This window comes from Nocardia sp. NPDC127579, from assembly GCF_042672005.1.
GTDB lineage: Bacteria > Actinomycetota > Actinomycetes > Mycobacteriales > Mycobacteriaceae > Nocardia.
Map to the genome: position 1 here is coordinate 124,255 of NZ_JBHXVZ010000008.1, position 24,965 is coordinate 149,219.

Genomic DNA, 24,965 nt, shown 5'->3' on the forward strand with positions numbered 1-24,965 from the left:
CTAAACTCTTTCGATCGTTCGCAGGGCTACGTCGCCGGTGCGGGCGTACTCGGCGAGAATGTCGCGCAGGCGCAGAACATGCCGGTGAGTGTCGTGTGTGGCGGCAGCGGTTGCCGGATAGCGCATGCTCAGCGTCACTCCCGTCGGCATGCGCACGAACCAGAAGTAGAACTCCTCCGGCGAGGAATTGCGGCTGCGGAGCCAGCGCGTGCCGGAATCGGCCCAGTTGTGTGCGGTCAGGGCACGTAAATCCATGTAGGACACCATGAACGAGATCCGCGGTCGCAGCCCGGTCAGCTCGCAGACGCGCCCGAAGGGGACAGCCGCACTCCCCCGTACCCGCCGCAGCTCCGCGCCCGCCGCGGTGACGAGCTCGGCCATCGCGCCCACTCCCGCGCACGCGAGGCGGAACGGCGCGAGCCCCACATACCAGCCGAGACTGTCCTGCCAGCGCGGCTCATCGCGGGTGTGCATCGGGATCACGGTTCGGAAGTTTTGCTCCGCACCGAATTCGGTTGCCGCAGCGGCGAATGCGGCCAGCAATACCGCGGCGAACGGCTGCCCCTGGGCGCGTGCGGCAGCCTCCGCCGCGGCGCAGCCCGCCGCGTCGAGGACCTCGATGGCCAGCCCGCGCTGCGGTCCGGGGGACGGCGTGCCGCCAGGACCGGACAGCACGCAGGGCCGGGTGATCACCTGATTCAACGGCCCGCCCACCGATTCGGCGTCGCCATGATCGGCGGTGAGGAAGTCGCGCCAGGCACGAACTCCGGGATGGTCGGCGGTCGTGGCGGCCGCACGCTCCCGCTCTATCTGGGAAAAGTCCAGATAGCTACCGGAATTCGTGACCTTCGCCGACGCGCCGGTCCGCTGGGCGGCGTAGTGGGCGCGAAGTTGGTCACCGACAGCGACGGTCGAATAGCCGTCGATGATCGAATGGTCGGCCGCCAAGACGACGGTGAACGCCTCCGGCTCGGCGATGGTGATACAGAGATGGGCGGGCCAGCGCAGCGGCGAGGTGCTCTCGTCCAGCAATCGGTGGACCAGCCGGTAGGTCCGCATCATGGATTTCGTGCGGCCGATGTCGACCGCTCGCATCCGAATGTTGCCTGGTGGCGCGGTATAGCGCACAGGCTGCCCGCCCTCGATGGTGACGTGGCTGCGCAGGGCATCGTGCCCGTCGACCCACGAGTCCAGCGCCGCGCGCCAGGCATCCGCGTCGAGTCGTTCCTCGATCCGGAACACGTGCCCGAGCCAGCTGTGCCGCGGAGTACGGATTCGACTGTGGTCCAACGCATCTCGTAGGTGGCCCAGGTGGTTGTAGGAGACCGCGCGCGAGTCGCGGGGCCAATCCGCCCAATAGGTCCGCGAGATCGGCTGCCATTCGGTGATCCAGCCGGTCGGCAAGGGATAGTCGGCCAATTCGATGAATTCCATGAAGTACCTGTCAACTGCCCGCAGAATTCATGCCCGCGAGGCAGCAGGTTTCACGCCCAGGGCGAGGGGTCGTCGATTGCATACGAATATCCTTGGCTGCGAATGTGATCCATCCCGAGATCGGGAACATCTCGATCAGATCACGACACCCCGCCGACCGGCTGCCCCCGGCACGAATTTTTGATTCCGCGAATGCGTTCACAGGAACCTGTTGTAGAAATGTCCATACCTTAGCGATCAGCTATGAATGCGCTAACTACGGTCGGTGGCAGAAGGAGCCGTTCCCGTAGTCAGCCGTGCCAGGTGCACCAGAGTGCGGCGTAGATACCGTCCCGGGCGAGCAGTTCGGCGTGGGTACCCAGTTCGGCAATGCGGCCGTTCTCCATCACCGCGATGCGGTCGGCGTCGTGCGCGGTCTGCAGGCGGTGGGCGATGGCGATGACTGTCCGGCCGGACAGGATGGCTGCCAGGCTACGTTCGGTATCGCGGGCGGTGGTCGGATCGAGCATCGCGGTGGCCTCGTCCAGGATCAGTGTGTGCGGATCGGCCACTACCACCCGGGCCAGCGAAAGTTGCTGCGCCTGAGCATCACCGAGCCGATGCCGACCGTCCAGCACCGTATCGGGACCGTCCGGCAGGTCCGCGGCCCAGCTCGCGCCGACGGCCGCGAGCGCCACGGCCAGCTCGGCGTCGGTGGCGGTTGGGGCAGCCAAGCGCAGGTTCTCGCGGAGGGTATCGCTGAAGACATGGTGTTCCTGAGTGATCAGGATGACCTGACGGCGCAGCCGATCCGGAGCAAGCCCGGCGATCGGCACGCCGCCGACAGTGATCGAACCCCGGTCGGGCGCCTCGATCCCGGCAAGCAGTCGGCCGAGGGTGGATTTGCCCGCACCGGAAGGCCCGACGATGGCGAGCCGCTCGCCAGGCCGGATATCGAGATCGACCCCGTCCAGGACATTGCGGCCGTTCTCGTAGGCGAAATACACGTCGGTGCAGACGATTCGATCATCGACAGGCTCGGCGACCGGCTCGGCCAGCGGCCCTCGCGCTTCCGCGATGCCCTCGATTCTGGCGAATGCCGCCATGGCACTTTGGATCTGGTCGAGCCACATCATGAACAAGTTCAGCGGATCGATCAGCCGCTGTAGGTACAGCACTGCTGCGACGACGGTGCCCAGGGAGATCATGTCACTGCGGTGCAACCAGCCGCCGAGCAGCAGCACACCGACCACCGGTAGCGCACAAGCGATCTCCACCACTGGGAACAGCCGGGTGCGCAGCCACAGAGTCGACAACCGCGCATATCGGCTCTCCGCGATCGTGAAGTCCGCCGCCTGAATGCGTGGTCGCGCCATCCCGAACGCCTCGACGGTCCGCGCTCCCTGCGCGGTGGTCGTCACCACCTCGTTGACCTGCCCGACGGCCGTGGCCTGCCGCAGGTAGGCGACCCCGGCCCGGCGCAGATAAGAACGCAGTGCGAACACGGCGACGACCAACGCGCCCAATCCGAAACCGCCGAGCATCGGATCGAGCAGCAACACCGCCACCATGAGGAACACCAGCTGAATGGCCGCCAGGAACAGCTGTGGCGCCATGCCGCGCAACATGATGGCGACGGCGTTCACGTCCGCGGTACCACGGGTGATCAGATCTCCGGTGGTCGCGTGCTCGACCAAGGCTCCGGGCAACGCGAGCGTGCGGTCGAGAAACCGCTCGCGGATTCGGGCGGCCGTGCGCTCACCGAAGCGATAACAGAGCAGCTGCGCGAAACGCAGCACGACGATCTGGACCACCGCCACGACCAGGATCGCCACCGCGAGCCGATCCACTGCGGCGAGCACTGCGCGCCCCGGCGTGCCGGTAACTGCGTCGACAATCCGCCCGAGTAGCAGCGGGATCAGCAGGCCGGCCCCGGCAGCGAGAATGTTCGCGACCATGGCGGCACTGAAAAGCGCTCGGTCAGAGCGTATTTCCTGCCAGGCGGCCCGCCGGACGCGCGCCGCGGCTGCGATCGGCAGCACGGTGGTCATCGCGGCACCTGCGCATCGGCACCGCGGGTAACCAGGCGGTGGTAGCCCGGTTCGGTTTCGAGCAATTGCCGATGTGTGCCGGTGGCGGCGACCCGGCCGTCGACCACGTAGCACACCAGGTCGGCGCGGTGCAGCACGATCGGCGAGGTGGTGGCGAGTACCGTTGTGGTGCCGTGGCGGGCAGTGACCAGCCTGGCCGTCATCCGCGCCTCGGTGTGTGCGTCCACCGCGGAGGTGGGCTCGACCGCGAGCAGCACCTCGGGCGTGGCGTACAGCGCGCGGGCGAGCCGAAGTCGTTGCCGCTGCCCACCGGAAAGGTTGTAGCCCTTGGGGCCGACGATGGTGGCCAGCCCCTGCGGCAGCGCGTCGACGAGATCGTCGGCGGCAGCGGTATGGATCGCCGCACGAACACGCTCGTCGTCCGAGTCGTGAGCACCCGCGACGATTTCGCGAACCGATCCGGTGAACAGGTGAGCGTCGTTGTCGGCGACGAGGATTCGCGATCGGACCGAGTCGAGCGCGATCGCGTCGATCCGAGCACAGCCCCAGGTCGTATTCGAGAGTTCGAACCGGCCGAGCCGGTCGACGATTTCGACGCCGTCCGCCGGTACGGCGCAGGCGAGTGCGGTGAACAGTCCTGGTCGCACCGCGACGCCGGAGTCCGGATCTCGCAGCGTCGCAGGAGATTCCGGTGCTGCGTCGGCAATCTCCTCATTGTCGTGTTCGTTACTCAGTCGCAGCAGCCGGACCACCCGGTCGGCCGCGACCCTCGCGCGGGCGATACCGCTTCCACCTTCGATGAGGAATCCGACCGGCACGATCAGCATGGCGGTGTAACCGTATATCGCGACCAGATCACCGACGCTGATCTGCTCGGTGGCCGTCATCCGGGCCGCCAGCCAGGTGACGACCGCCAGAAACACCATCGGCAAGCCGGTGGCGAGGGCGTCGACCCAGCTGGCCACGGCGCCTACGCGCTCGCCCTTGGCAATAAGCGCCTGCGACTCCTGACGGAAACGAGCCGCGTACCGTCCCTTACCGCCCAGTCCGTTGAGAACCCGCAGCCCGCTGAGCACATCGGCGAGCCGCTCGGTCAGAACGCCCTGATGCTCCCGATATCCCATGCCGCGCTGCTGGATCCGGCGCAACAGCGGCACAACGGCACCGATGATCAATGGCACCCCGGCCAGCACGACCAGCGCGAGCAGCGGCGAGATGGACAGCAGCACAACGGCGACCACGAGATAAGCGACCACCGCGCCGACACCGGGCCCGGTGATCGTCAGCGACTGAGCGATGACCTGCATATCGGCCGTGCCGATGGTGGTGACCTCGCCCTCGCTCAGCGTGCGCGCCAGCGAGTTGCCGAGATACACGCTGCGATGCACCGTCGCCCGGACGACACGATCGGCGGCGTCCATCCGGACCTTCGTCATGGTCCGATGCCGGGCGATGCCGGAAACGGCGATCGCGAGAGCGACAGCGAAACCCACAGCCGTCCAACGCGTGAGCATGACCGGATCCCCGGCCACCAGTCCATCGTCGATCGCACGGGACAACACATAGGGCGGAACCGCGAGCGACACCATCCACATAGTGCCCAAGGCCGCCCCCAGTGCGATCCGCCATTTCTGGCTGATGATCAACCACCACAGAAACCACCCCGGACCGGCTACATTTCGCGACCCGGGTGCGAGAAAAGAGTCAGCCACCTCTTCACTGTAGGCATCGACCGGGGTCCACCGCGCAATCCTGTGATCTTGCTGCGCGGCAGCCGGGCTCTGCGAGATTCCCTCGCGGAGCACAGATTTCGAGCCGGCGCACGACGAGACGCATCGATCGGCCGAATCCCGGCGTCGCAAAGCTCTACACTGCCCCTCGCTGGGATCGGGGCCGACGACAGGGCAGGCGCATGGCAAGCGTTGGGGACATCATCTCTGGCCGATACACTCTGCGGGAACTTTTCCTGCTCGGCGGCGAGGGCATGGTGTGGCGGGCGTCGGACGAAGTCCTGCACCGCGACGTCGTGCTCAAATGCCCGCGCCCGGAGGACATCCGTGGTGCCGAACGCCTGCGGACCGCCGCCCGCAACGCCGCACAGCTGCGGCATCCCCACGTGGTATCCGTGCACGACATCCTCGTGACCGAGGGTGTCTGCTGGCTGGTCATGGAGTACGTTCCAGGGCAATCGCTGGCCGAGATCGCCCGCCGGGAACGCAAACTCGACGCACCGTGGGCTGCCGCCATCGGCGCGCAGATCGCCGGCGCGCTGGCCCACTGCCATGAGCACGGCATACTGCACGGCGACGTCTCCCCGGAGAACATCATCGTCACGGCCACCGGCGATGCCATGCTGACCGACTTCGGCAGTTCGCTGGACCTGCACGGCGCAGCCACCGGCGAGAGCCCGACATTCGATGCGGCACGAGCGAAACGGCAGTATCTCGCGCCCGAGATCGAGCGCGGTGCGCTTGCGAGCCCCAAGGCGGACGTTTTCGCGCTCGCCGCGTCGCTGCGAGCCGTCAGCGCACAGCGGCGACATCCGGGCCGTTTGGAAGCGGCGCTGGACCAGCAGATGCAGCCGAGCCCGAGCCACCGGCCCACCGCCGCGACCGCGGCGTCCCAGTTCGCACGGATGCAGCGGCCGACGCGCGACTGGAATCGCCTGCTACTGCGGCGCGCGGGGGTGGGGGCTGCCGAAGTTGTCGCCGTGGCCTCGATCGTCGCGGCCGGCGCGGTACTGCCGGTCGCCGCGGCGGACAATCCGATGGGCCGAGCTAGCACCGCTGATCCCTGCGCCTTGCTCGACCCGGCGACACTGGCCGCGTACGGGCGAATCGATCTGACGACCGACGAGGCCAACTTCGACACCTGCGATCTGCGGGTACGGCAGTGGGGCGAGGATTTCCATCCGGATACCGGCCGCGTCCGGCTGACACTCTCGGCCAACGCCCCGGAGCAGACCTCGCAGATCACCTTCACGCGCACCGGGAACCTGACGATCGCCGCCGAACCACCGAGTGGCACGAGATGTATTCGAACACTGATCCTTTCGCGTGGCGGCAGCGTCGAGATCGTCGGCGAACGCAAGATCGACAGTGGGCCGGACCCCTGCGCGCTGGCCGACGCCGTGGTCGTCGGCGTGCGAGACATCCTCCTGCGTGGCCCGGTGCCACGCAGGCCGGGGCCCTTCCAGGCGGATTCGCTGGCGCGGCACGACGCCTGTGCGTTGGTGGACGGCACCGTGCTGGGCCGGGTTCCCGGCATCGACGCCGTCCATCCGGCCGCCGGATTCGGCGGCTGGTCGTGTCGCTGGAACAGCACGATCGACGGACACGTCACCCTGCGCTACGACCGCGATGCGCCCAAGACTGCGGCGGCGGGGCAGCCACTGCTGCTCGCGGGTCTACCCGCCTTCCGGCGATCCGACACCAACGACTGCACAGTGCAACTCGAGTACCGCCGATTCCAGGGACCGACCGGCGGCGAGCGCGCCGAAGTCGTCGTCATCAGATACTCCGGATCGCCGGGGTCGCCGGAGCATCACTGTGCCGTCGTCACAGAACTGGCGGACACCGTCGCGGACAACCTCACTCGCTGACCCGCGCCGCTCAGTCCTCGCCGCAGAAATCGATCAGGGCGAGATCGCGCGGGACCAACGTCCCGGTGAGCAGCAGCTCACGGATCAAGTTGTGGTTCAACATGTTTCCGATCGGCTGCGGCACCTCCGCGGCCGTCAGTCCGGCAACGCCCAGCCGACTCAAGCGCTGACGAACCCCGGCCACGAGTTCTTCGACCCGGCGGCGCTTCCATCCGGTGTCCGGTTCGATGTCGGCGAGAAGGCGCGCGCTGGCCTCCCACGTCCACGGCTGCGGGCTCGGTTCGCGGCGCAGGTAACGCTGACCGAGCACGACCAGGGCCAGGCGCTCGCTCCCGGTCAGCGAGTAGGACACAGCCGCATTGGTCACGTTCCGGTGGCGCGGTCCTGGCTCGCCGCCGCCGGCATCGCTGACGAAGATCTCCAGGAGATGTTCGCGCCGCTGCGATCCCCGGATGAACAGCGGCGTATATCCGCACTCCAGCGGAAACGGGTTCTCGTCGCGGAACAGCAGGCCCGACTCCGCGATCCGGATCGGCTGCGTACCGAGATTGTGTACCCACCATCGACCGCCGCCGCAGACCAGAGAGCCCTGGTGCCGGCTGATCCGGAGGTCGTTCTCGCCGACGCACACATGAACCAGCGGCCGGTTGCGGCCGAAGACGACCGTCCGCCCCTCCTTGGGGCCGAAGCTGACCCCGCCCACGAGCGACAGTGCCGACACCGACCCCGCCGACGGTGCCGACACCCCACGGGCGAGACTGTCGTGCGATGCGGGCAGCGACTGCCCACCCACAGGTTCCAACATGCGGCACATCCTGATACTCACCCTGCCCTCTGCGAGCTGCCGACGTCTCGATCCTGACAGCGATCGCCGGGACCGGTCCCGAGCGGGACACCTACCGTGGCGATTCATGCGAATACAACGGCAAGCGCAAGTGATTCCGGGATCGACGGGTGGGCGCAGAACGGCGACGGCCTCGAGGATAGGTGTCCTCGGACTGGTGTCGGTCATCGTACTCGCCGCTTGCTCGTCCTCAGCCAAGGAAGACCTGGTCGAGAAGGCGGATGCCAAGTGCCAGACCATCACTGAACGATTCCAGCTGAGCGGAGACCTCGGCCTGACGGATCAGTCGACGAACCGGATCCGGGAACGGCAAGCGCTCGTCACCGATCTTCGCGACAGCGTGAAAGCCATGCCGGCACCGGAATCCGGGCAGGCCGAGCTGAATATGTGGCTGGACCAGCTCGGCAAGTACATCGAGGCGATGACCGAACTGATGAACCTCAAGGCCGATGCCCGCATGGGCAAGGACTTGGTCATCATGATGCAGTTCGGAATCCAGAAGCAGGCGAGTGATGCGCTCATGGCCCCGGCGCAGCAGTTCGGATTCGACAGCTGTGCCCACACGGAGAACTGGGAACAGCTCCCCTGAGCGGAGATCCCGCCTCCGACCAGGTAGGTCTACCGATCTCGGCCGCGACCGCTATGAGCCGTTCGCCGCGGCAAGTCGCTATTCTCGCCCCTGGCGTTCAGGCGACAAACCGCGGCGGACGAACCGCCGACTGGATTCGATCGCGGCCGCGAGGTCGTAGGTCGCGGGGGTTACGAGATACTGCGCGACGACCCCGCGCAGTAGCCCGACGATGGTCAGTGCCGTCGCTGCTGGATCGAGGGCTGGATCGACCGACCCCTGCTTTTGTCCATTGCGTAATACGCCCTCCACGCCCAGACGGAACCGCGCATCGTCGGGAGCCATCACCGGGCGCAGGGCTGCCTCACGCGGGATCGCGGCCGACCACATGACGAAGAATGCCCGGGCTGTTTCCTCATGCTCGACCAGTCCGTTCAGATAGTCGCCGACCATGCCCGCGATGATCTCCACGGCATCGTCGTCGGATTCGTCGATCCGGCTGATGATTTCGCGAACGAACTCTTCCTGGATGTCACGAGCCAATCGCTCGACCAGGGCTGCCTTGCTGCCGAAGTGGTGATTGACCAGGCCCCGGCTGTATCCGGCGTGCACTCCGACGTCGGCCAGTGAGGTCCGCTCGACGCCGCGACGCGCGAACAGCGTCGCGGCCGCGTCGAGCAGCGCCCGTTCGGCTTGCGCGGTACGTTCCTGCTGCGTACGGCGCCGTGGCTTCGTATTGTTCGCCTCCTGGCCGCCGGTCATGAAAAAAAAGTAGCACTCGACTTGCTGAACCTCTAGCAAGGGAGGTTCGTCGACTCCGGCAGGATCCGCGCCGGGAAGGTCCGAGCCAGACCGAACAGCGTGAGCGCGAAGACGAAGGGGACCACGAATCCTGCGCGCATCCCCGCCACCGCCGCGACCACACCCACGACACCGCCGCCGAGCAGGGTTCCGGCGTAGTTGAAGATATTCAGCCGCGCCACAGCGGCTTCCAGATCGGGTCCCGCGGCGGGAGACCCGATTTCACCGAAACACAGCGGCGCGAGCAAGGCCGAGCCGACACCGGCGAGGACGAACCCGGCAATAGCGACAGCGGGCTGGGCCGCGAAGACCACGGTGGCCAGACCGGCCGCACCCATGGTGGCCGCGGCCCGGGCAACCGCGCGTGGACCGAACCGTCGAACCCATGGGTCGCCGGTGAGCCGGCTGAAGAGTGCGGCGCACTGATACGCGGCCAGGGCCAGCGCGGCAGTGGCCGGCGACGACAGCAGCTCATCGGTCAGATACAGCGCCGACCAGTTCCCCACCGCGAGATCGATGCCGAAGGCCAGGCCCAGCACAGCGCCGAGCCCCAGCAGGACCCGCCCTGGAATCGGTGTGGGCAAGTGAACGCTGGATGGCGGCCGATCCCGCCCCGCGGCATCCAGCAGCCGCCGACTCGCCACGAGCGCACTCGCCGCGACGACCGCCGACGCCACCAGGATCACCGTGGACAGCGCGACATCCACCGCCGCACAGACAGATACGAAGAGCGCGCCGAGAATCGAGCCGGCACTCCACGCCGCATAGAACGATGACAGGATGAACCGGCCGTACTCCCGCTGCACCAGAACGGCCTGCATGTTCGCACCCGCGTCCACCATGCCTATACCCAGGCCGTAGACACACAGCAACGCGATCAGCCAAGTCGCGTCCGGCGCCAGCGCGAGACCGGCCCCGGTGATCGCTATCGCGAACAGCCCGATCCGCAGGGCGAGCGCACTGGACCAGCGCATCGCGATCCGTTCGGCGAGCACGCTGCCGAGCCCGGCGATCAGCGAGATGGCCGCTACCGAGCCCGCGAGAAGTCCGTCGGACAAACCGAACTCGGACTTCTGCTGGGGTAATTCGGTCAGAATGACCGCCAGGAAGAAGCCCTGGATCGCAAAGGCGGCCGCGGCCGAGCAGCGCGCCGCCCTCATGCCCGGCCATCCGAGCCCGACTGCGCGCCGGCCAGTCCGTTCGCGGACACGACGAGTCGATGCGTGCACACCGCCGCGCCGAAGCCCAGCGCGGCCATCACCGCCAGCACTGCCACCGATGTCCAGAACATCTGGTCGTACAGGCCGAGATCGCAGCGCAGCATCGCGCGGCGCGCGTAGGTCATGGGAGCGATATCGCCGATGGGCCGGAACAGCGTCGGAGTCGTGCCGGCCGGGTAGACACCGCCGAATGCGAAGAGCTGGAACATGAAGAAGGCGAACGCGGCGAGACTCCCGGCGAACCGGCCGAGGACGGTCACGAAGAGCTGGGCGATGATGCCCGCGACCGTGCCGATGAACGCCACCAGTACCAGCATCGTCGGCCAGTTCTGCGGTGACCAGCCCACCGACGCACCGTGCGCGGCGGCGAGCAAGGCGGCGGCGATACCCGCGCCGACCACGATCCAGGTTCTGCGCAGCAGTGCCAGCGCCGATGCCGGCCACCCCGTCCCGGTCACGTTCCGGGCGACCGGGGCGAACAGCATCCATGCCACGATGACGGTCAGGAACACCGCCAGGAGCACTACGAGCGGGCCGCTGCCCTGCGCGAGTTCCTTGTTCGCCAGATCACCGTCGACCACGACCTGCGCGGGTTGCTGATTGTGTGCGTCGAGCCGGACCGGCTCGCCGAAGATAGCGGCGGAGGCCTCGACATCGGCGATGTGCGGAGCCCGCGCCGCGCCCGCACCCAGGCCCGACTCGAGTTCTCGCGCACCGGCGTCGAGCTGACCGACACCCGCGTGCAGTTGCCGCCCCCCATCGGCCAATTCGGCCAGCCCCGTCGACAATTGGGACATACCGTTGTCGAGTTCGACGGCCCCGCGACTCAGCTGCCCGCTACCGTCGGCCAGCGCCGACACGCCCGCGCGGTACTCGGCGTTCGGGTCGGTCAGCTGCCGGGCCAGTTCGCGAGTACCGTCGCTCAGCGCCCGCAACTGACCGGCCAGTCTGTCGGGGTCGATGCCCCCGACCTGATCCAGGAGTAGCCGCAGCCGCCCCGCCGCGTCGACGAGGACGCGATCGTCACTGGCGGCCAGGCGGTCCAGCACAGGAGTCAGATCGGTGGTGAGGCCGTCCGCGATGCTCAGGGCGGCGAGGACCGGGCCGAGGGCCTGGTCGATCCCGTCCCGGAGTTGGGTGGCGCCCACCCCGAGTTCGTCGGTGCCGCTGCGCAGGGCGGCGGCACCCGCGGCGATTTCCCCCGTACCGGCTCGCAGCTGTCCTGTTCCGGCGCTCAGCTGCGCGACTCCGGTTCCGGCAGCATCCAGGCCGTCGGTCAATTGCCTCGTACCGGTGGCGAGTTCGCTGGTCCCCGCGGCGAGCTGCGCGGCACCCGTTCGAGCCGCTCCCAGCCCGTCAGCGAGATTGTTCAGGCCGACCAGCGCCTCCGTCGCGTACTCCTTGCCGATCGAGCCGGCGATCTGCTGACGCGCCTGGGCAAGCACCATCTCGGCGACGGTGCTCCCATAGGTGCCATTGAAGTCGTTGTAGTACACCATGATTCGCGCCTGAGCCGGGCGCGCATCGGTCACCGAGCGAACATCGGCGGTGAATCCGGCGGGAATCACCACCGAGAAGGTGAAGCGATTCTGCCGCAGCCCCTCGATCGCTTCGGCACCGCTGACGCGATGGAACGCCAGGTCACCGCCGGCAGTCAGGTCGTCGACGATCTCTGCGCCGATGTTCTGGTGGGCTCCGTCGACCACGATTCCGGTGTCCTCGTTGGCCACCGCGACCGGGATCCGCCGGAGATAGTTCGACGGGTCCCACAGGACCCACATGTACACCGCGGAGATCAGGGTGGGCACGATCAGGACGAGCACCACGAGCGGAACGGTCAGGCGCGATCGCCGCACCACGTTTCGCCGGCGCAACCAGTCGAAGAGCGACGGCGAACAGGCAGTGGGCGACATAGGGATGGTCCTCTCTCGGCTGCGCCGGAACCGGCGCGGAGCAGCCAGGACGCCCGTGTCGACAAGGGTCCGGCGGTATCGCACGAACGTAGGGCGGTCGGCAGCACAGCGGCATCCCCAGTCCAGCCCGTGTCCGCGAAAGCCCCCCGCGCGGCCGGAAATACCCCGAGCCGGATACAGGTCGCCTCGAAATGTCAGCCCACCCGGCGGGTCAGCGCGCGGCGTCCGCCTTGCTCGCATCCTGGGCCAGAGCCAGCGCCAAGTCGGTGTGGCCCGACTGGAGCAGATAGCCGAGCACGAGCGCACGGAACGCCTGGAACGATCCGGACTCATCGATGCTGCCTGGAACAGCCAACTGATGTAGGGCCATGCCGTGCGCGAGCGCGGTGAGCGCCGGAGCGACGGTCTCCGGATCCGGCGCGCCCACCGCCTGCAGCGCGGCGTTCGCGACCGCGCGCGACGCGTCCAGCGCCTCGCGTACTGCGTCGCGGAAGTCCTCGGATCGCGCCGCGTGCAACAGGGATTCGAAGAATGCCAAGCTGTCGGGATAGCGCGGCGCCGTCGCCGCGGTGAGCGCGCGGCCCACAGCGTCGGCGGTCAACTGCTCGGCGGCCAGGCATTCGGCCGCCGCTACCTGGGTCGCGCGCTCCTCGGCGACGAAGACGCGCAGCGCCTCGGTCTCGAGTTCGCTGATCGAGGAGAAGAAGTAGCTGACGGTCGCCAACGGTAGACCCGCGCGCTCGGTGACGGCGCGATGGGTGACAGCGGCGACCCCGCGTTCCGCCACGATCTCCACTGTCGCCCGGAGCAGGGCGTCGCGACGCGCCTGGGCGCTGGGACCGTGACGACGGGAAGTCATGGGTTCTCATCCTAGAGCAGGATCTCTGGAAGACCTTCTAGACAATATCTGGAAGATCTTCTAGCCTTTCTGGAAATCTTCCAGACCTGCCAGGAGTGCCGATGATCCGAGTCCACGCCTTCGCCGATGACGCGTTGGGCGATGACGACGCAGTCGGACTCGCGGCGCGAATCACCGCCCGGGAGGTGCACGCCGCCGAACTCGCCGCCGCCGCGACAGCGCGCGCCGACCGGGTCGACGGCCGATTGCGGGCCATCGCAACGACATACGACCGACCGCGCTACGGCACCGACGGTTCCGCCGCGCTCGCCGGTGTACCGGCCTACATCAAAGACAATGTCGAACTCGCCGGTTTGCCGACACAGAACGGGAGTTCGGCGTACACGGCGCGGTCCGCGACCAAGGACGGCACTTTCACTCGCCAGTTCCTCGCCACCGGAGTCACCGCACTGGGCAAGTCGCGGCTTCCGGAGTTCGGGCTCAATGCCAGTACCGAATTCGTCGACGCCGAACCGTGCCGCAATCCGTGGCACCTCGAGCGTTCGGTCGGCGCCTCCTCGGGCGGCGCCGCCGCGCTGGTCGCCGCGGGCGTAGTACCGCTCGCGCACGCCAATGACGGTGGCGGTTCGATCCGCATTCCCGCCGCCTGCGCCGGACTGGTCGGCCTCAAGCCGTCCCGCGGTCGCCTGATCGACAGCGAGGCGACACGGTTCATGCCGATCAATCTGGTCGGTGAGGGCGTGGTCACCAGGACGGTCCGGGATACCGCCGCCTTCCTCGCCGCCGCCGAGCAGCACCGCCGCAACCCGCGGCTCGCGCCGATCGGGCAGGTTCTCGGACCCGCGCAGCGCCGGCTTCGCGTCGGCGTCCTACTCGACTCGCCTACCGGCGCCGCGCTCGACGATCAGGTCCGTGACGCCGTCGAGCGGACGGCCACCGTGCTCGAGCAGGCCGGGCATTTCGTCGAATCGGCCTGCGCGCCGGTCACTTCCGGCTTCGTCGGGGATTTCGTCCGATATTACGGACTACTGGCCGACCTGGCGACGAGCACGGCCAAGCTGGCACTGGATCGATCGTGGAGCACCGCCCGTGCCGAGGCCTTCACCCTCGGTCTGCGCGACCATCACCGACGGTCGCTGCACCGGATGCCCGCGACCTTGTTCCGGCTGCGCGGCGTTCAGCATGCCTACTCGGCCTGGTTCGGCACGCACGACATCGTGTTGTCACCCGTGCTCGCGCAGCTTCCCCCATCGCTGGGCTACCTGTCGCCATCGGTGCCATTCGATGAACTGATCGAACGCCTGATCAACTATGTGTCGTTCACGCCGCTGCACAATGTCGCAGGCGCACCGGCGATTTCACTTCCCGCCGGACTATCGGCCGAAGGGCTTCCGATCGGAGTGCAACTCTCGGCCGCACACGGTGACGAACGCACACTGCTCGAACTCGCCTACACCCTCGAACTCGCGCGACCGTTCCCCAGGATTCAGGATCTGCCACCGTCGGCGACCGCCTGAAACCGCCCCGCGGACCGTGCGGCCGGAGCTCATCCGACGCGTTTTCCCCGAGATCGACCCAGGCCGGCAACACTACTCACTCATTGTTAGTTATCCTGTTGAGCATGACCCCGACGCCGCGACGCCGAATGACCGCCGATGCGAGACGGCAACAGATCCTCGATACAGCGCATGCGATCATCACCGCCGAGGGCTTCCATGCCGCCACTCCGAACCGGATCGCCGACGCCGCGGGCATCAACCGATCGCTGCTCTACCAGCAGTTCGGCGATCCGGCGGGGCTGTTCATCGCTCTGATAGATCGCGAGGCCGCTCGCGCGGCCGCACAGTTCGCGCAGGCTGTGGGCGGCGCAGTCGACGAGAATCCCGCCCTGCGTGCCTTCGACACCGTTCTCGAGGCCGTCGACGCCCATCCCGCGACCTGGCGCCTGTTCCTGTTCCCGCCGCAGGGCGCGCCGCCGGAGCTCTACGAACGCCTCGCGCACGCTCAGGCGGTGGTCCGCGAGTATTTCGTCACGAAACTGCTGCAGTTCGATCCGGAGATGCAGGATCCGGAGTACACCGCCCGCGTCCTACAGGCGGCCAGCCGCGAACTCCTGCAATTGCGGCTGACCGAGCCCGAGACCGCCACCCGGGAGCGGCTGCGCGCCATGGCCCGCAGGCTCGGCTCCGAACTGCTACCCAGAGCGCGATCATGACCGCGAGACTGGACCTGCCCACCATCCCGCCCGCCGTGCTGAGCGGGCTGGTAGAAATCGGCCTGCGCGAAGACCGCGCGGTCGACCGGTGGTTCACCGGCACCGACCTGACCGCGGCCGAGGTGCTGAACGCGGATTCGATCAAAGTGTCGTTCCGGCAAGCGATCACGGTGCTGCGCCGGGCCGTCGGCGATATGCCCGGACGCCCACTGGGCATGCAGATCGGCGGCCGCGACCTCCTGCTGTCCCTGGGCATGCTCGGCGTGGCCATGCGTTCGGCCGCTACCGTCGGCGAGGCGCTGGCGATCGGCCTGGAACTGCACCAGGCGTCGGGCAGCCTGATGGATCTCGAACTCGAGGCCCACGACGGGGCAACGGCCCTGCGACTGCACGAACGGCGCCCGGAACCGGAGCTGATCAGCTTTCTCTGCGAGGAAGCACTGTGCAGCACCACCGTCTTCGTGCGCTCGGTGGTCGGCCCGGACTGGGCGCCGACGCGGGTGGAGCTCAGCTACCCGCCGCCGCCCTACGCGCACCGCTACGAGCGGTTCTTCCGCTGCCCGGTCGAGTTCGGCGCCCAGGCCAATCGATCCGTATTTCCCTTCAGCACACTGGAATTGCCGTTCGCCACGCGCAACGAGCCGACCCGGGCGATCGCGGTGGACGCGTGCCGCCGCCTACTCGACGTCGGCCGCGGAGAGCCGGACGTGGTGGCCATCGTCGAAGCCCTGTTAGAGCAGAACCTGCGGTATCCCCTGAGCATGAGCGAGGTGGCCGCCCGGCTGCACATCACCGAACGCACCCTGCGCAGGCGACTCACGGCCGCCGGTGTCAGTTTCAGCGGCGTCCGCGACCGGGTACGGCAGCGTCGTGCCACCGCGCTGCTGCGCGAGTCGACGCTGCCGGTCGCGGCGGTCGCCCACCAGGTCGGCTACGGCGATATCCGGGAGTTCCGCCGGGCCTATGTCCGCTGGACCGGGCAGCCGCCCAGCGCCACCCGCCGCGCCCGCTGACCCTCACCGGGGCATGTGCTTCTCGTACCACCAGGCCGCGTCGAGAATCGCGGTGTCGATATCGCCCGGGTGGTAACCCAATTCGGCGATGGCACGGGCACTGCTGGTCGCCTGGGGCAGCGAAAGATACCGGGCCAGACCGGAATCGAGTTCCGGTGCGGATCTGGTGACCAGTGCGCCGAGGTCACTCAGCGCACCGACCACGCCCAGCAGCGGGCGCGGCACCGCCAGCGGTCTTTTCGCGGCCCCGACCAATTCGGCCATGCGTGAGAACACATCCTGGTAGCTGCGATTCGGACCGGCGAGAATGTAGCTGCCGCCCGTGGCGCCGCGTTCGAGCGCGGCGATCATCCCGCGCGCCACCGCCCGCACATCGCACCAGGAGGTCGTCCCCGGCGGGCACGGATAGCGGCGGCCCTCCTGCAACGCGCGGATGACCCGCCCGATCTGGAGGGTGTAATCATAGGGGCCGATCATGAACCCCGGATAGACGACCACCGCGTCCAGGCCCCGTTCGACCCGATGCCGCACCGCCAGCTCTCCCGCCAGCTTGGTGTCGGCGTAGTGGTAGCCGATCCCGGTGAACAGGTGATCACCGCCGTTCTCGTCGACCGGACGGCCGTCCCGGAAATAGCCGAGCACGTCGGTGGTACTGGTGTGCAGGAACCGGGTGACACCGGTTTCGAGCGCGGCGTCGGCGAGCAGAGCCGGAACGACGGCGTTGACCAGCCGTCGTTGTTCGGCCAGTCCCGACCACGTGGAGGTGTCCCCCGCGACGTGGAAGACCCACTCGTGGCCGTCGACCAGGTCACGGGCCGCGCCCGGTGCGGTGAGGTCGGCGAGCCGAATACTGATCGGCAGCTGCTCGAGCCAGCGGGTCGGCGACCCCGGCATCCCGGAGGCGGTGACCTCGTGCCCGGCGTCGAGCAGTTCCCGCACCAGGTTCGCGCCGACGAATCCCGTTGCGCCGGTGACCAGACACCTCATGCCCGGACCTCGCCGGACGAGCGGATCGCGTCGAATCGGCCGGGGGTCAGGTCGTCCCAGTCCATCCGCTTGCGCAGTGTGCCCAGATAGCGGTGGTAGGCGCGGGCGTCGACGTAGGCGCGGTGCCGCGCCGAGGCCAGGAAGTCGATGCCGCCGTCGAGCCGCGGCCGATCGGTCGCGATCAGCCGGTCGAATTCGGCGGCGCGCGACCGATTGTGCCGTTGGTCGTGCAGATACTGGGCGACGATATTGCTGATGTGATCGAACAGTGTGTACGCGCTGGAGTTGATCTCGATGTAGCCGAGTCCGAACAGGTTGTGGTGCTCACGATTGAACACCGAGAGGTAGAGGTCGGGACGGCCCTCGTCCCAGTGGAAGTACCGCTGCGCGTAGGGGATCGACCAGTCGTAACCGGTGGCGTAGAGGATCAGGTCGACCTCCTCGGTGCTGCCGTCGGTGAATCGCACCCGTGAGCCCTCCAGAGCCGCGATATCGGGACGAATGGCGACGTCGCCGTGCTGGAGATAGTGGATCAGCTGACTGTTGAGCAGCGGATGCGATTCGAACAGCTTGTGATCCGGTTTCGGCAGACCGTATTTCGTCAGGTCGCCCTGTATCAGGCGCAGTATGCCGCGGAAGAACGGGCGTTCCAGCCAGAGTGGAATCTGCGGTCCGCCGTTGGCGAGTTCATCGGAGGGAATACCGAAGATATGTTTGGGGATCAGATGGTATCCGCGCCGAATACTGACCAACGCGGCCTGGGCATTCGCGGCCGCGTCGCAGGCGATATCCGCGCCGGAATTGCCCAGCCCGACGATCAGTACGCGCCGCCCGCGGAATTCGAGGGGGCTGCGATAGGTCGACGAATGCCGGATCTCGCCCGCGAATTCGCCCGGATGCTGCGGGGTCCGCGGCGACCAGGTCACGCCGGTCGCGCAGATGACCGCACCGTAGCGGTGCACGGTGCTGTCGTCGAGGGTGACCAGCCACGCGCGGCCGTCCTGCTCGACGTCGGTGACCGCTGTGCCGAACCGGATCGCCGCCCGCAGACCGTAGGCCGCGGCGAACGAGCGAGTGTAGGCCAGGATCTGCCGGTTGCCCGGATAATCGGGAAAGCTCTCCGGCATCGGGAAATCGAAGAAGCCCGAGGTCTTTCGCGACGAGATGAAATGCGCGGACTCGTACATCGGCGTTCCCGGGTTGTCCAGATCCCAGATTCCGCCGACGTCGGAATGCCGTTCGTAGTGGTCGTAATCGATTCCCAGCCGTTTCAGCGCCCGCGCCGCGGACAGCCCCGCGGGCCCCGCGCCGATCACACAGACGGTCTTTTCCGACATGAATCCTCCGTTCGAATTCGAGAACATCGGAATCAAACCCGGATCGACGCGCGGGCCAGAAGAGCTCGTGCCCCCGGTGTCCGGTTCTGCCCCCTGCCGGGCTGGAAAAGCCCTCCCAGCACCGGCTTTTCGTCGCTGGAATGAGGATTCTGTCCCTCGGCCACACAAGGACCTGCGCTATGACTTTCGATTCGCCCCTCACTCGCCGCGGACTGTTCGCGCTCAGCGGCGCTACCGCGGCTGCCGCCTGGACCATCCGGGGCGCGCTCCCGGCCCGCGCCGACGCCGCCGCCGACGTCATCGTGGTCGGCGCGGGCCTGGCCGGTCTGGTCGCCACCACCGAACTCGTAGCCGCCGGGCGCCGGGTGCTGCTGCTCGATCAGGAGCCCGAAAGCGGCTTCGGCGGCCAAGCGCACTGGTCGCTGGGCGGACTGTTTCTGATCGACTCCGCCGAACAGCGACTGGCCGGGATCAAGGACTCGCTCGACCTGGCCCGCGGCGACTGGTTCCGCACAGCGGGCTGGGATCGCGGACCCGACGACGTGCATGGCGAGGACTACTGGGGAAAGCGGTGGGCCGAGGCCTATCTGCAGTTCGCCGCCGGCGAGAAGCAGTCCTGGCTACGATCGCTCGGGCTGAATTGGGTGCCGGTCGTGGGCTGGGCCGAGCGTGGCCAGGCCGACAACGGCATCGGTAACTCGGTGCCCCGCTTCCATGTCACGCTGGGCACGGGGCCCGGCGTGGTCGAACCGTTCGACCGGATGGTGCGCGCGGCCGCCGGCGGGGCGGTGACCTTGCGATTCCGGCACCGGGTCGACGAACTCGTGGTCAGCGACGGCGCCGTCATCGGTGTACGCGGCGCTGTGCTGGAACCCAGCGACGCGGTGCGCGGCACCCCGAGTTCCCGCACGGTGGCGGGCGATTTCGAGTTCCGCGCGGCCCAGGTGATCGTCACCACCGGCGGAATCGGCGGCAATCATGAACTCGTGCGCCGGAATTGGCCCGCCCGGCTCGGTAATCCACCCGCGCGTATGATCACCGGCGTTCCCGAGCACGTGGATGGCCGCATGCTCGGAATCAGCGCGGCCGCGGGCGCCCGGCTGGTGAACCGAGATCGCATGTGGCACTACACCGAAGGCATCGCCAACCACTCCCCCATCTGGCCCGGCCACGGCATCCGGGTACTCGCCGCACCGTCGGCCATGTGGTTCGACGCCGCAGGCGAGCGCTTCCCGCAACCCGGCATCCCCAGCGTGGACACCCTCGGCACGCTCGAACTGATCATGCGGACCGGATACGACTACTCATGGTTCGTGCTGAACAAGCGAATCGCCGAGAAGGAATTCGTCCTGTCGGGATCCGAGCAGAATCCCGAGCTCACCGGCAAGGATCTCGCCGGATATCTTGCGATGCAGGCACTCACCGATGTCCCGCCTCCGGTGCAGGCATTCCTGGATCGAGGCGAGGACTTCGTCATCGCGGACGATCTACCCCGGCTGGTCGCCGGAATGAACCGGCTCGCCGGACGTGACCTGATCGCGGTGGATCGGTTGCGGGACCAGATCATGCTGCGCGACACCGAGATTCAGAATCCTGCCAGCACCGATCCGGGCGTGCTCGCTGTTCGGCGATCCCGTGCCTACATCGGGGACAGCCTGGTGCGTACCACCGAACCGCACCCGATCCTGGCCCCCGAGGCCGGACCGCTCATCGCCATTCGCATGAATATCGTCACGCGCAAGACGCTCGGCGGGCTGCAAACCGATCTGTCGGGACGCGTTCTCGACGCCCGGGGCGAACCGATTCGCGGCCTGTACGCGGCCGGTGAGGTCGCCGGATTCGGCGGTGGCGGCGTGCACGGCTACCGCGCGCTGGAAGGAACCTTCCTCGGCGGCTGTCTGTTCACGGGGCGCGAGACCGGACGGGCGGCGGCTCGGGACAGCGCGTGATACCGGGCCCGGTCCCCCTCGGACCGGGCCCGCTTCTCAGCCGACGGTGAAGTCCGGCGAGATGCCGGTGAACGGCGTGAGCCCGCCGTCCTGGTCCTTTGCGTCGCCGTGATAGCTGATCCGGTATCGGCCGATGTCCGCGGTCGGCGGGACACTCCATTGGATCCGGATCCGCGAGGCGGCCGGTTGCCCCTCCGGGCGCGACCACCGGAACTCGGTACACCAGTCGTTATCGTCGAATACCCGGCGCCACCGCGAACCTTCGGCCTGCTCGATCTCGAAATACGTTCGGCCGGTATGGAAATCGTTCGCCGGGTGAGCTCCGGCGAATTCCACCGTCACCGTCTGCCCACGCTGAACCGTGGGCTCGGGGGCGACCAGGACGTCGCCGAATCGTCCATTGTCCACTGGTACGTCCGCCGGGACGTCGGGCAGCAGACTGGGCTGCAGCCCCGACGTCCAGTCCAGCGGAGCCGGGCCCCGGCCCGGATCGGATCGCGTCGCGAGCGCCCGCGCGAGCCGGTCGAACTCCTGCATGTACGCCGAGAGGGTCCAGCGCCCGTAGACGGTGTGACCACCCTCGTACTGTTGGGAGACGTACTCTTCCGGCGTGACCGAGTAACCGGTGTAGCCGTTGGAGTAGCCCTGCACCAGCACATCTTCGACCGGCACACCCAGTGCGCGGGCGACAACACGGCGGATCCGCAGTCCCGCGACGACGGTGAACTCCGCCGGGCCCGCGGCCAGCACCAGCTCACCCAGCCGGATCAGTTGAATCGCAACCACATTCGGCACCCAGGGCCGCGGTGGCAGCGTACCCAGCGGCACCAGGACGAGTTTCGGCGCTTGAGCATCGCGCACCCACTGCTCGATCGGTCCGTCGACACCGCCGAGAGCGGCCACGAGCGGGTTGGTCATGCCCTCTTCGAGGATCGGGATGATGTGGTGGTAGTTGTCGGTCGACTTGTTGGCCGCCAACGTGATTCCCATCATCGCCGGTGTCGTGCGCGCCGCTTTTCCGTCCGGCGTGTAGGCGCCGTCGATCTCGATGTTTCCCATGTCGACGTAGCGGGTCATCGCATCCACGCCGACCCGGCGCATGGGGCGCGCGCTGTCGAAAGCCGCACGCGCGGCCTGATATTGGCGCTCACCGATCAGGGCGCAATTGAGGTGATTGTCATCGGTCGGCCCGGACGGGCGCCACGGCGTCAGATTGAGATTCGGCGACATGTCACCAGCGTTGGTCTGCGGGAACGCGGCCACGAAGCGGGGCCGGTCGTCGTGGTAGCGCACACCGCGTTCGTCGTGTTCCCAGCGGTAGCTGGCGTAGCCCTTGTTCTCGCCCGCGATCAACCGGTAGCGGTCCGACAGCGACGTGCCGTGGGTGGCGAACCACGCGATCGCACCCACATCGACGCCGCCCTGGCGCAGGCGCAGCACGGTGACCGCCGGATCGATGGCATTCGGGAAGACCGCCTTGTCCTCAGGGGGATTGAGTTCGAAGGCGACGCGGGCGCGATTGGCGCTGGCGTCGTGCAGTTCGCCGCGCCCCAGCCACACCGAACCCGGCGCCATCCGCGCGTCCGCCGCGGCGATCGCGGCGACGATGCCCTCGACTTCGGCCTCGTGCGAATTCTGCTGGAACCCGTAGGCCGCGAGCGAATACGCGTACTCGCGCGCCGTGCCGCCGCACGAGCTGTGGTTGTGCGTGGCGTTGATATTCACGTTGCGTTCGGTGTAACGGTCACCGAAGCGCTGAGCCAGGCGCCGCATCACCTCCAGATGCACCGACTGGAACACACAGGCGATGTCTACCGTTACGTAGGCGACCCGTTCGTTGGTCGCTCGGTCCTCGATCACGAACGCGCGCGCCCAGGTCCGCATCAGCAGGCCCTCGGCGACGATCTCGACATCCGAATACCCCATCGTGCCCTGCCCTGCGACCGCGCCGGTCGCGTCCGCGATCCCACACCCGATCAGATAGTCCTCCCCGTCCGCCCGCGCCACCCCGGCACCCCGCAAACCCACCGCGGCCCCCGCAGCCACTGTCCCCGCCAGCAACGACCGCCGCGAGAATTCCCGGCCCCCAGGTGTGACGCACATCAAAATCTCCTCCGCTCAACCGATTTCGGGTATTCAAGCCCTCCAGGAACCTCAGCGGGAGGGCGCTTCCGGCCGCCGACAGGGCATAACCGGACACCCGGCTTGCTCCGCTTCGCCGCACATGACCGGTTCTGGTACGAATGGACCGTGCCGTATGCCGGACTCCCCACGCCGGCTGGGTGACCTCACGCGATTTCGAGCTCCTGCGCGCTCGGCCACCCTCATGATGCGCGGCGGCGCCGCAGACCGATCACGCCCAGCGCAAGGCTCGCCGCCGCCGCGAGGCCCGCCAACCAGGGCGCCCGTCGCAATCCCCATTGGATCAGCGCCTTGGCCTCGGTAGCGCTGGCGAACTGCTCTGTGCGCGTTGCCTCGTCCCAACCCGCGTCGACCTCGATCAAGGTCACCCGGTGCCGGCTGTTCGGGTCCGGAGCGACGTACTGGCGCGCGGATTGGCGGGCATCGACGATCAGTCCTGTTCTCGGCTCCACCCACAGATCGCGCACCGCGTGGTAATACCGATTCGCGGTCAGCCGGTCTCCGACGTTCCCGCCGAAATGCTCTGCGGGCAACGACACACCGCCGCCGATTGTCACAACTGGCGTTTCGGATTTGAAGTGATAGACCTCCAACCCGTCGACCTCCTCGGCCGACTGAAATTCCATGGTGTAGCTGTTGTGAGCGGTATGGTCGAAGAACCGGTAGGGGCCGGCCTTGGTCTCGAACGGGAACTTGAAATGCAAGCCGTCGACCACGAGGCTTTCGGCCTCGGCGTCGGCCTTCGTAAAGATCTTTGCGGCCGTACCTGGTTTCGGATAGCCGGTCCGGCGATCCACCGTGATCTGCGTGACGGCGGCAGTCAGCGTCGCGCCCTGCGGATCGCCGATGTCGTCTCGGCTGATTCGATGTGCGGTCTGAATCGTCATGATGTCGTCGTCGCTGGGCTCGATTACGCTCACTCGCTGCGTGGCACGCACCGGGACTCGACGCGAGACCACCTTCTTTTCCCGAATCACCGCCGCCGCATCGACAATGGTGGCGGTTCCGGTCGCTGTAGAGGACGCCTGAATAGTCAACGGCACCTTCAATGCGTGGGGCTCCACATAAACCGGAAACGCTATCGCGATGACTCCCAGAGCTACGCCGAGGCCGATCGCCGCGAGCGCGGCACGAGGGTGTGATCGTGATGTGGACATGTTCTGCCTACTTCGCTGTAGTTGGTTTGGTCCAGAGGGTTCACAACGCCATCGCGTATCCGCCATTGACCGGAATGGTCTGGCCCGTGATCCAACTCGCGGCTCCCGAAGCCAGGAACAACGTCAGATCGGCCGCGTCCTCGGGCTCGCCGAAACGCCGCAGCACATAGTTGGACAGCACCTGACGGGCGAAGCGCTCGTCGGCGATCAGATGCTCGATTGCCGGCGTGCGGGTCGCGCCCAGCGCGATCGCGTTGGCGGTGATGCCGTACTTTCCGCCCAACCGCGCCATCGCCCGCGTGAACCCGGCGGCGCCGGCCTTGGCCGCGGAGTACACCTCCAGCCCATGGGTTTCACCGACTCGAGCCGCGTCCGAGATCATCGTGATGACGCGGCCGCGGCCAGCGGCCGTCATATGGGCCATGGCGTGCCGGGTCGCATTCAGGACACCATCCAGGTTGACGTGCAGGTACCCGAACCAGTCGCTGGGCTGCTGCATCCAGAACGGCACGCCCGCGTCGGGCACGGGTCCGGCACCGTGATTGCCGGCGTTGTTGACCAGAATGCCTACCGGCCCGAACGATTCGGCCACAGCGGCGAACATCGCCCCGACCTCATCGAAATCGCCTACGTCGGCCGGGAATCCGCGCGCCCGGCCGCCGAGATCGATGATCTGCGCGGCCACCCGCTCGGCGCGCTCGCCGTCGATATCGTTGACCGCGACCGCGGCACCGAATTCCGCCAGCCGCAAGGCGATTCGCTGCCCGACCCCCTGTCCGGCGCCGGTGACGACCGCGACACCGCCGGTCAGATCCAGAAGTTTCGCGGCGCTCACCATCCCTTGCCGATCCACTGGAGCAGAACAGATTTCACGAATGCTTCGGTCACATCGAAC

At 67.6% G+C, this 24,965-nt stretch carries 19 protein-coding genes; 6 read left to right on the forward strand and 13 right to left on the reverse strand.

Annotation, left to right across the window (positions count from 1 at the left end; translation table 11 throughout):
• The 3 genes from ACFVMC_RS25690 to ACFVMC_RS25700 all read right to left on the reverse strand — a co-directional run bounded on the left by ACFVMC_RS25690 (position 1) and on the right by ACFVMC_RS25700 (position 5,383).
• Positions 1-1,434, reverse strand: a complete 1,434-nt coding sequence (locus ACFVMC_RS25690) for a condensation domain-containing protein (protein WP_379214292.1) — start codon at positions 1,432-1,434, stop codon at positions 1-3.
• Positions 1,435-1,724: 290 nt separating this feature from the next.
• Positions 1,725-3,464 (reverse strand): ABC transporter ATP-binding protein, encoded by a 1,740-nt coding sequence (locus tag ACFVMC_RS25695; RefSeq protein WP_379214293.1) that lies wholly within the window; start codon positions 3,462-3,464, stop codon positions 1,725-1,727.
• A complete protein-coding gene (locus ACFVMC_RS25700) occupies positions 3,461-5,383 on the reverse strand; it encodes an ABC transporter ATP-binding protein (protein WP_379214295.1) in 1,923 nt (640 codons plus the stop codon). Before ACFVMC_RS25700 ends, ACFVMC_RS25695 begins: the two co-directional genes overlap by 4 nt.
• Between ACFVMC_RS25700 and ACFVMC_RS25705 the strand changes: the two genes are divergently transcribed.
• Positions 5,377-7,065 carry a serine/threonine-protein kinase gene (locus ACFVMC_RS25705; RefSeq protein ID WP_379214297.1) on the forward strand — a complete coding sequence of 563 codons (1,689 nt, stop codon included), beginning with the start codon at positions 5,377-5,379 and terminating at the stop codon, positions 7,063-7,065. The genes ACFVMC_RS25700 and ACFVMC_RS25705 overlap by 7 nt on opposite strands.
• 10 nt (positions 7,066-7,075) lie before the next feature.
• Here the strand turns inward: ACFVMC_RS25705 and ACFVMC_RS25710 are convergent, their stop codons facing one another.
• Positions 7,076-7,870, reverse strand: a complete 795-nt coding sequence (locus ACFVMC_RS25710) for a hypothetical protein (RefSeq protein ID WP_379214299.1) — start codon at positions 7,868-7,870, stop codon at positions 7,076-7,078.
• 196 nt (positions 7,871-8,066) lie between these two features.
• Here ACFVMC_RS25710 and ACFVMC_RS25715 point away from each other — a divergent pair, with 196 nt between their 5' ends.
• Positions 8,067-8,498 carry a hypothetical protein gene (locus tag ACFVMC_RS25715; RefSeq protein ID WP_379214301.1) on the forward strand — a complete coding sequence of 144 codons (432 nt, stop codon included), beginning with the start codon at positions 8,067-8,069 and terminating at the stop codon, positions 8,496-8,498.
• 78 nt (positions 8,499-8,576) lie between these two features.
• Here ACFVMC_RS25715 and ACFVMC_RS25720 read toward each other — a convergent pair whose 3' ends face one another.
• The 4 genes from ACFVMC_RS25720 to ACFVMC_RS25735 all read right to left on the reverse strand — a co-directional run bounded on the left by ACFVMC_RS25720 (position 8,577) and on the right by ACFVMC_RS25735 (position 13,270).
• Positions 8,577-9,239 (reverse strand): TetR/AcrR family transcriptional regulator, encoded by a 663-nt coding sequence (locus ACFVMC_RS25720; protein WP_379214303.1) that lies wholly within the window; start codon positions 9,237-9,239, stop codon positions 8,577-8,579.
• Positions 9,240-9,271: 32 nt separating this feature from the next.
• The gene (locus ACFVMC_RS25725; protein WP_379214304.1) at positions 9,272-10,438 is read right to left on the reverse strand and encodes an MFS transporter; all 1,167 of its coding nucleotides are present in this window, start codon (positions 10,436-10,438) and stop codon (positions 9,272-9,274) included.
• Positions 10,435-12,411, reverse strand: a complete 1,977-nt coding sequence (locus ACFVMC_RS25730; RefSeq protein ID WP_379214306.1) for a YhgE/Pip family protein — start codon at positions 12,409-12,411, stop codon at positions 10,435-10,437. The genes ACFVMC_RS25725 and ACFVMC_RS25730 overlap by 4 nt, the downstream gene beginning before the upstream one ends.
• Before the next feature lie 211 nt (positions 12,412-12,622).
• On the reverse strand, positions 12,623-13,270 hold the full coding sequence (locus tag ACFVMC_RS25735; RefSeq protein ID WP_379214308.1) for a TetR/AcrR family transcriptional regulator: 648 nt from the start codon (positions 13,268-13,270) through the stop codon (positions 12,623-12,625).
• Positions 13,271-13,371: 101 nt separating this feature from the next.
• Between ACFVMC_RS25735 and ACFVMC_RS25740 the strand changes: the two genes are divergently transcribed.
• The 3 genes from ACFVMC_RS25740 to ACFVMC_RS25750 all read left to right on the forward strand — a co-directional run bounded on the left by ACFVMC_RS25740 (position 13,372) and on the right by ACFVMC_RS25750 (position 16,498).
• Positions 13,372-14,787, forward strand: coding sequence for an amidase (locus tag ACFVMC_RS25740; RefSeq protein WP_379214310.1), 1,416 nt, complete (start codon positions 13,372-13,374; stop codon positions 14,785-14,787).
• A gap of 128 nt (positions 14,788-14,915) precedes the next feature.
• Entirely contained in the window at positions 14,916-15,485 is a 570-nt protein-coding gene (locus ACFVMC_RS25745; protein ID WP_379214726.1) for a TetR/AcrR family transcriptional regulator, read from the forward strand.
• Positions 15,482-16,498 (forward strand): AraC family transcriptional regulator, encoded by a 1,017-nt coding sequence (locus tag ACFVMC_RS25750; RefSeq protein WP_379214312.1) that lies wholly within the window; start codon positions 15,482-15,484, stop codon positions 16,496-16,498. The genes ACFVMC_RS25745 and ACFVMC_RS25750 overlap by 4 nt, the downstream gene beginning before the upstream one ends.
• A gap of 3 nt (positions 16,499-16,501) precedes the next feature.
• Here the strand turns inward: ACFVMC_RS25750 and ACFVMC_RS25755 are convergent, their stop codons facing one another.
• Both ACFVMC_RS25755 and ACFVMC_RS25760 read right to left on the reverse strand, forming a co-directional pair.
• Positions 16,502-17,485 (reverse strand): NAD-dependent epimerase/dehydratase family protein, encoded by a 984-nt coding sequence (locus ACFVMC_RS25755; protein WP_379214314.1) that lies wholly within the window; start codon positions 17,483-17,485, stop codon positions 16,502-16,504.
• Entirely contained in the window at positions 17,482-18,822 is a 1,341-nt protein-coding gene (locus ACFVMC_RS25760) for a flavin-containing monooxygenase (protein ID WP_379214316.1), read from the reverse strand. Before ACFVMC_RS25760 ends, ACFVMC_RS25755 begins: the two co-directional genes overlap by 4 nt.
• Before the next feature lie 179 nt (positions 18,823-19,001).
• On the opposite strand from ACFVMC_RS25760, the gene ACFVMC_RS25765 reads away from it, so the two are divergent.
• Entirely contained in the window at positions 19,002-20,771 is a 1,770-nt protein-coding gene (locus tag ACFVMC_RS25765; RefSeq protein WP_379214318.1) for an FAD-binding dehydrogenase, read from the forward strand.
• A 36-nt stretch (positions 20,772-20,807) separates the two neighbouring features.
• Here ACFVMC_RS25765 and ACFVMC_RS25770 read toward each other — a convergent pair whose 3' ends face one another.
• From ACFVMC_RS25770 to ACFVMC_RS25780, 3 genes are all read right to left on the reverse strand, one after another.
• Positions 20,808-22,874 carry a neutral/alkaline ceramidase gene (locus tag ACFVMC_RS25770; protein ID WP_379214320.1) on the reverse strand — a complete coding sequence of 689 codons (2,067 nt, stop codon included), beginning with the start codon at positions 22,872-22,874 and terminating at the stop codon, positions 20,808-20,810.
• 221 nt (positions 22,875-23,095) lie between these two features.
• Positions 23,096-24,070 carry a DUF3068 domain-containing protein gene (locus ACFVMC_RS25775; RefSeq protein ID WP_379214322.1) on the reverse strand — a complete coding sequence of 325 codons (975 nt, stop codon included), beginning with the start codon at positions 24,068-24,070 and terminating at the stop codon, positions 23,096-23,098.
• Between the two features lie 40 nt (positions 24,071-24,110).
• Positions 24,111-24,923, reverse strand: a complete 813-nt coding sequence (locus ACFVMC_RS25780; protein ID WP_379214324.1) for an SDR family NAD(P)-dependent oxidoreductase — start codon at positions 24,921-24,923, stop codon at positions 24,111-24,113.
• Positions 24,924-24,965: the final 42 nt, after the last annotated feature.

What these genes read in the sequence shown, in the direction of transcription:
- ACFVMC_RS25690 (WP_379214292.1), bottom strand. Translation starts at nt 1,434, where the DNA reads ATGGAATTCATCGAATTGGCCGACTATCCCTTGCCGACCGGCTGGATC.
- ACFVMC_RS25695 (WP_379214293.1), bottom strand. Translation starts at nt 3,464, where the DNA reads ATGACCACCGTGCTGCCGATCGCAGCCGCGGCGCGCGTCCGGCGGGCC.
- ACFVMC_RS25705 (WP_379214297.1), top strand. Translation starts at nt 5,377, where the DNA reads ATGGCAAGCGTTGGGGACATCATCTCTGGCCGATACACTCTGCGGGAA.
- ACFVMC_RS25710 (WP_379214299.1), bottom strand. Translation starts at nt 7,870, where the DNA reads ATGTTGGAACCTGTGGGTGGGCAGTCGCTGCCCGCATCGCACGACAGT.
- ACFVMC_RS25720 (WP_379214303.1), bottom strand. Translation starts at nt 9,239, where the DNA reads ATGACCGGCGGCCAGGAGGCGAACAATACGAAGCCACGGCGCCGTACG.
- ACFVMC_RS25725 (WP_379214304.1), bottom strand. Translation starts at nt 10,438, where the DNA reads ATGAGGGCGGCGCGCTGCTCGGCCGCGGCCGCCTTTGCGATCCAGGGC.
- ACFVMC_RS25730 (WP_379214306.1), bottom strand. Translation starts at nt 12,411, where the DNA reads ATGTCGCCCACTGCCTGTTCGCCGTCGCTCTTCGACTGGTTGCGCCGG.
- ACFVMC_RS25735 (WP_379214308.1), bottom strand. Translation starts at nt 13,270, where the DNA reads ATGACTTCCCGTCGTCACGGTCCCAGCGCCCAGGCGCGTCGCGACGCC.
- ACFVMC_RS25740 (WP_379214310.1), top strand. Translation starts at nt 13,372, where the DNA reads ATGATCCGAGTCCACGCCTTCGCCGATGACGCGTTGGGCGATGACGAC.
- ACFVMC_RS25745 (WP_379214726.1), top strand. Translation starts at nt 14,916, where the DNA reads ATGACCGCCGATGCGAGACGGCAACAGATCCTCGATACAGCGCATGCG.
- ACFVMC_RS25750 (WP_379214312.1), top strand. Translation starts at nt 15,482, where the DNA reads ATGACCGCGAGACTGGACCTGCCCACCATCCCGCCCGCCGTGCTGAGC.
- ACFVMC_RS25755 (WP_379214314.1), bottom strand. Translation starts at nt 17,485, where the DNA reads ATGAGGTGTCTGGTCACCGGCGCAACGGGATTCGTCGGCGCGAACCTG.
- ACFVMC_RS25760 (WP_379214316.1), bottom strand. Translation starts at nt 18,822, where the DNA reads ATGTCGGAAAAGACCGTCTGTGTGATCGGCGCGGGGCCCGCGGGGCTG.
- ACFVMC_RS25765 (WP_379214318.1), top strand. Translation starts at nt 19,002, where the DNA reads ATGACTTTCGATTCGCCCCTCACTCGCCGCGGACTGTTCGCGCTCAGC.
- ACFVMC_RS25770 (WP_379214320.1), bottom strand. Translation starts at nt 22,874, where the DNA reads ATGTGCGTCACACCTGGGGGCCGGGAATTCTCGCGGCGGTCGTTGCTG.
- ACFVMC_RS25775 (WP_379214322.1), bottom strand. Translation starts at nt 24,070, where the DNA reads ATGTCCACATCACGATCACACCCTCGTGCCGCGCTCGCGGCGATCGGC.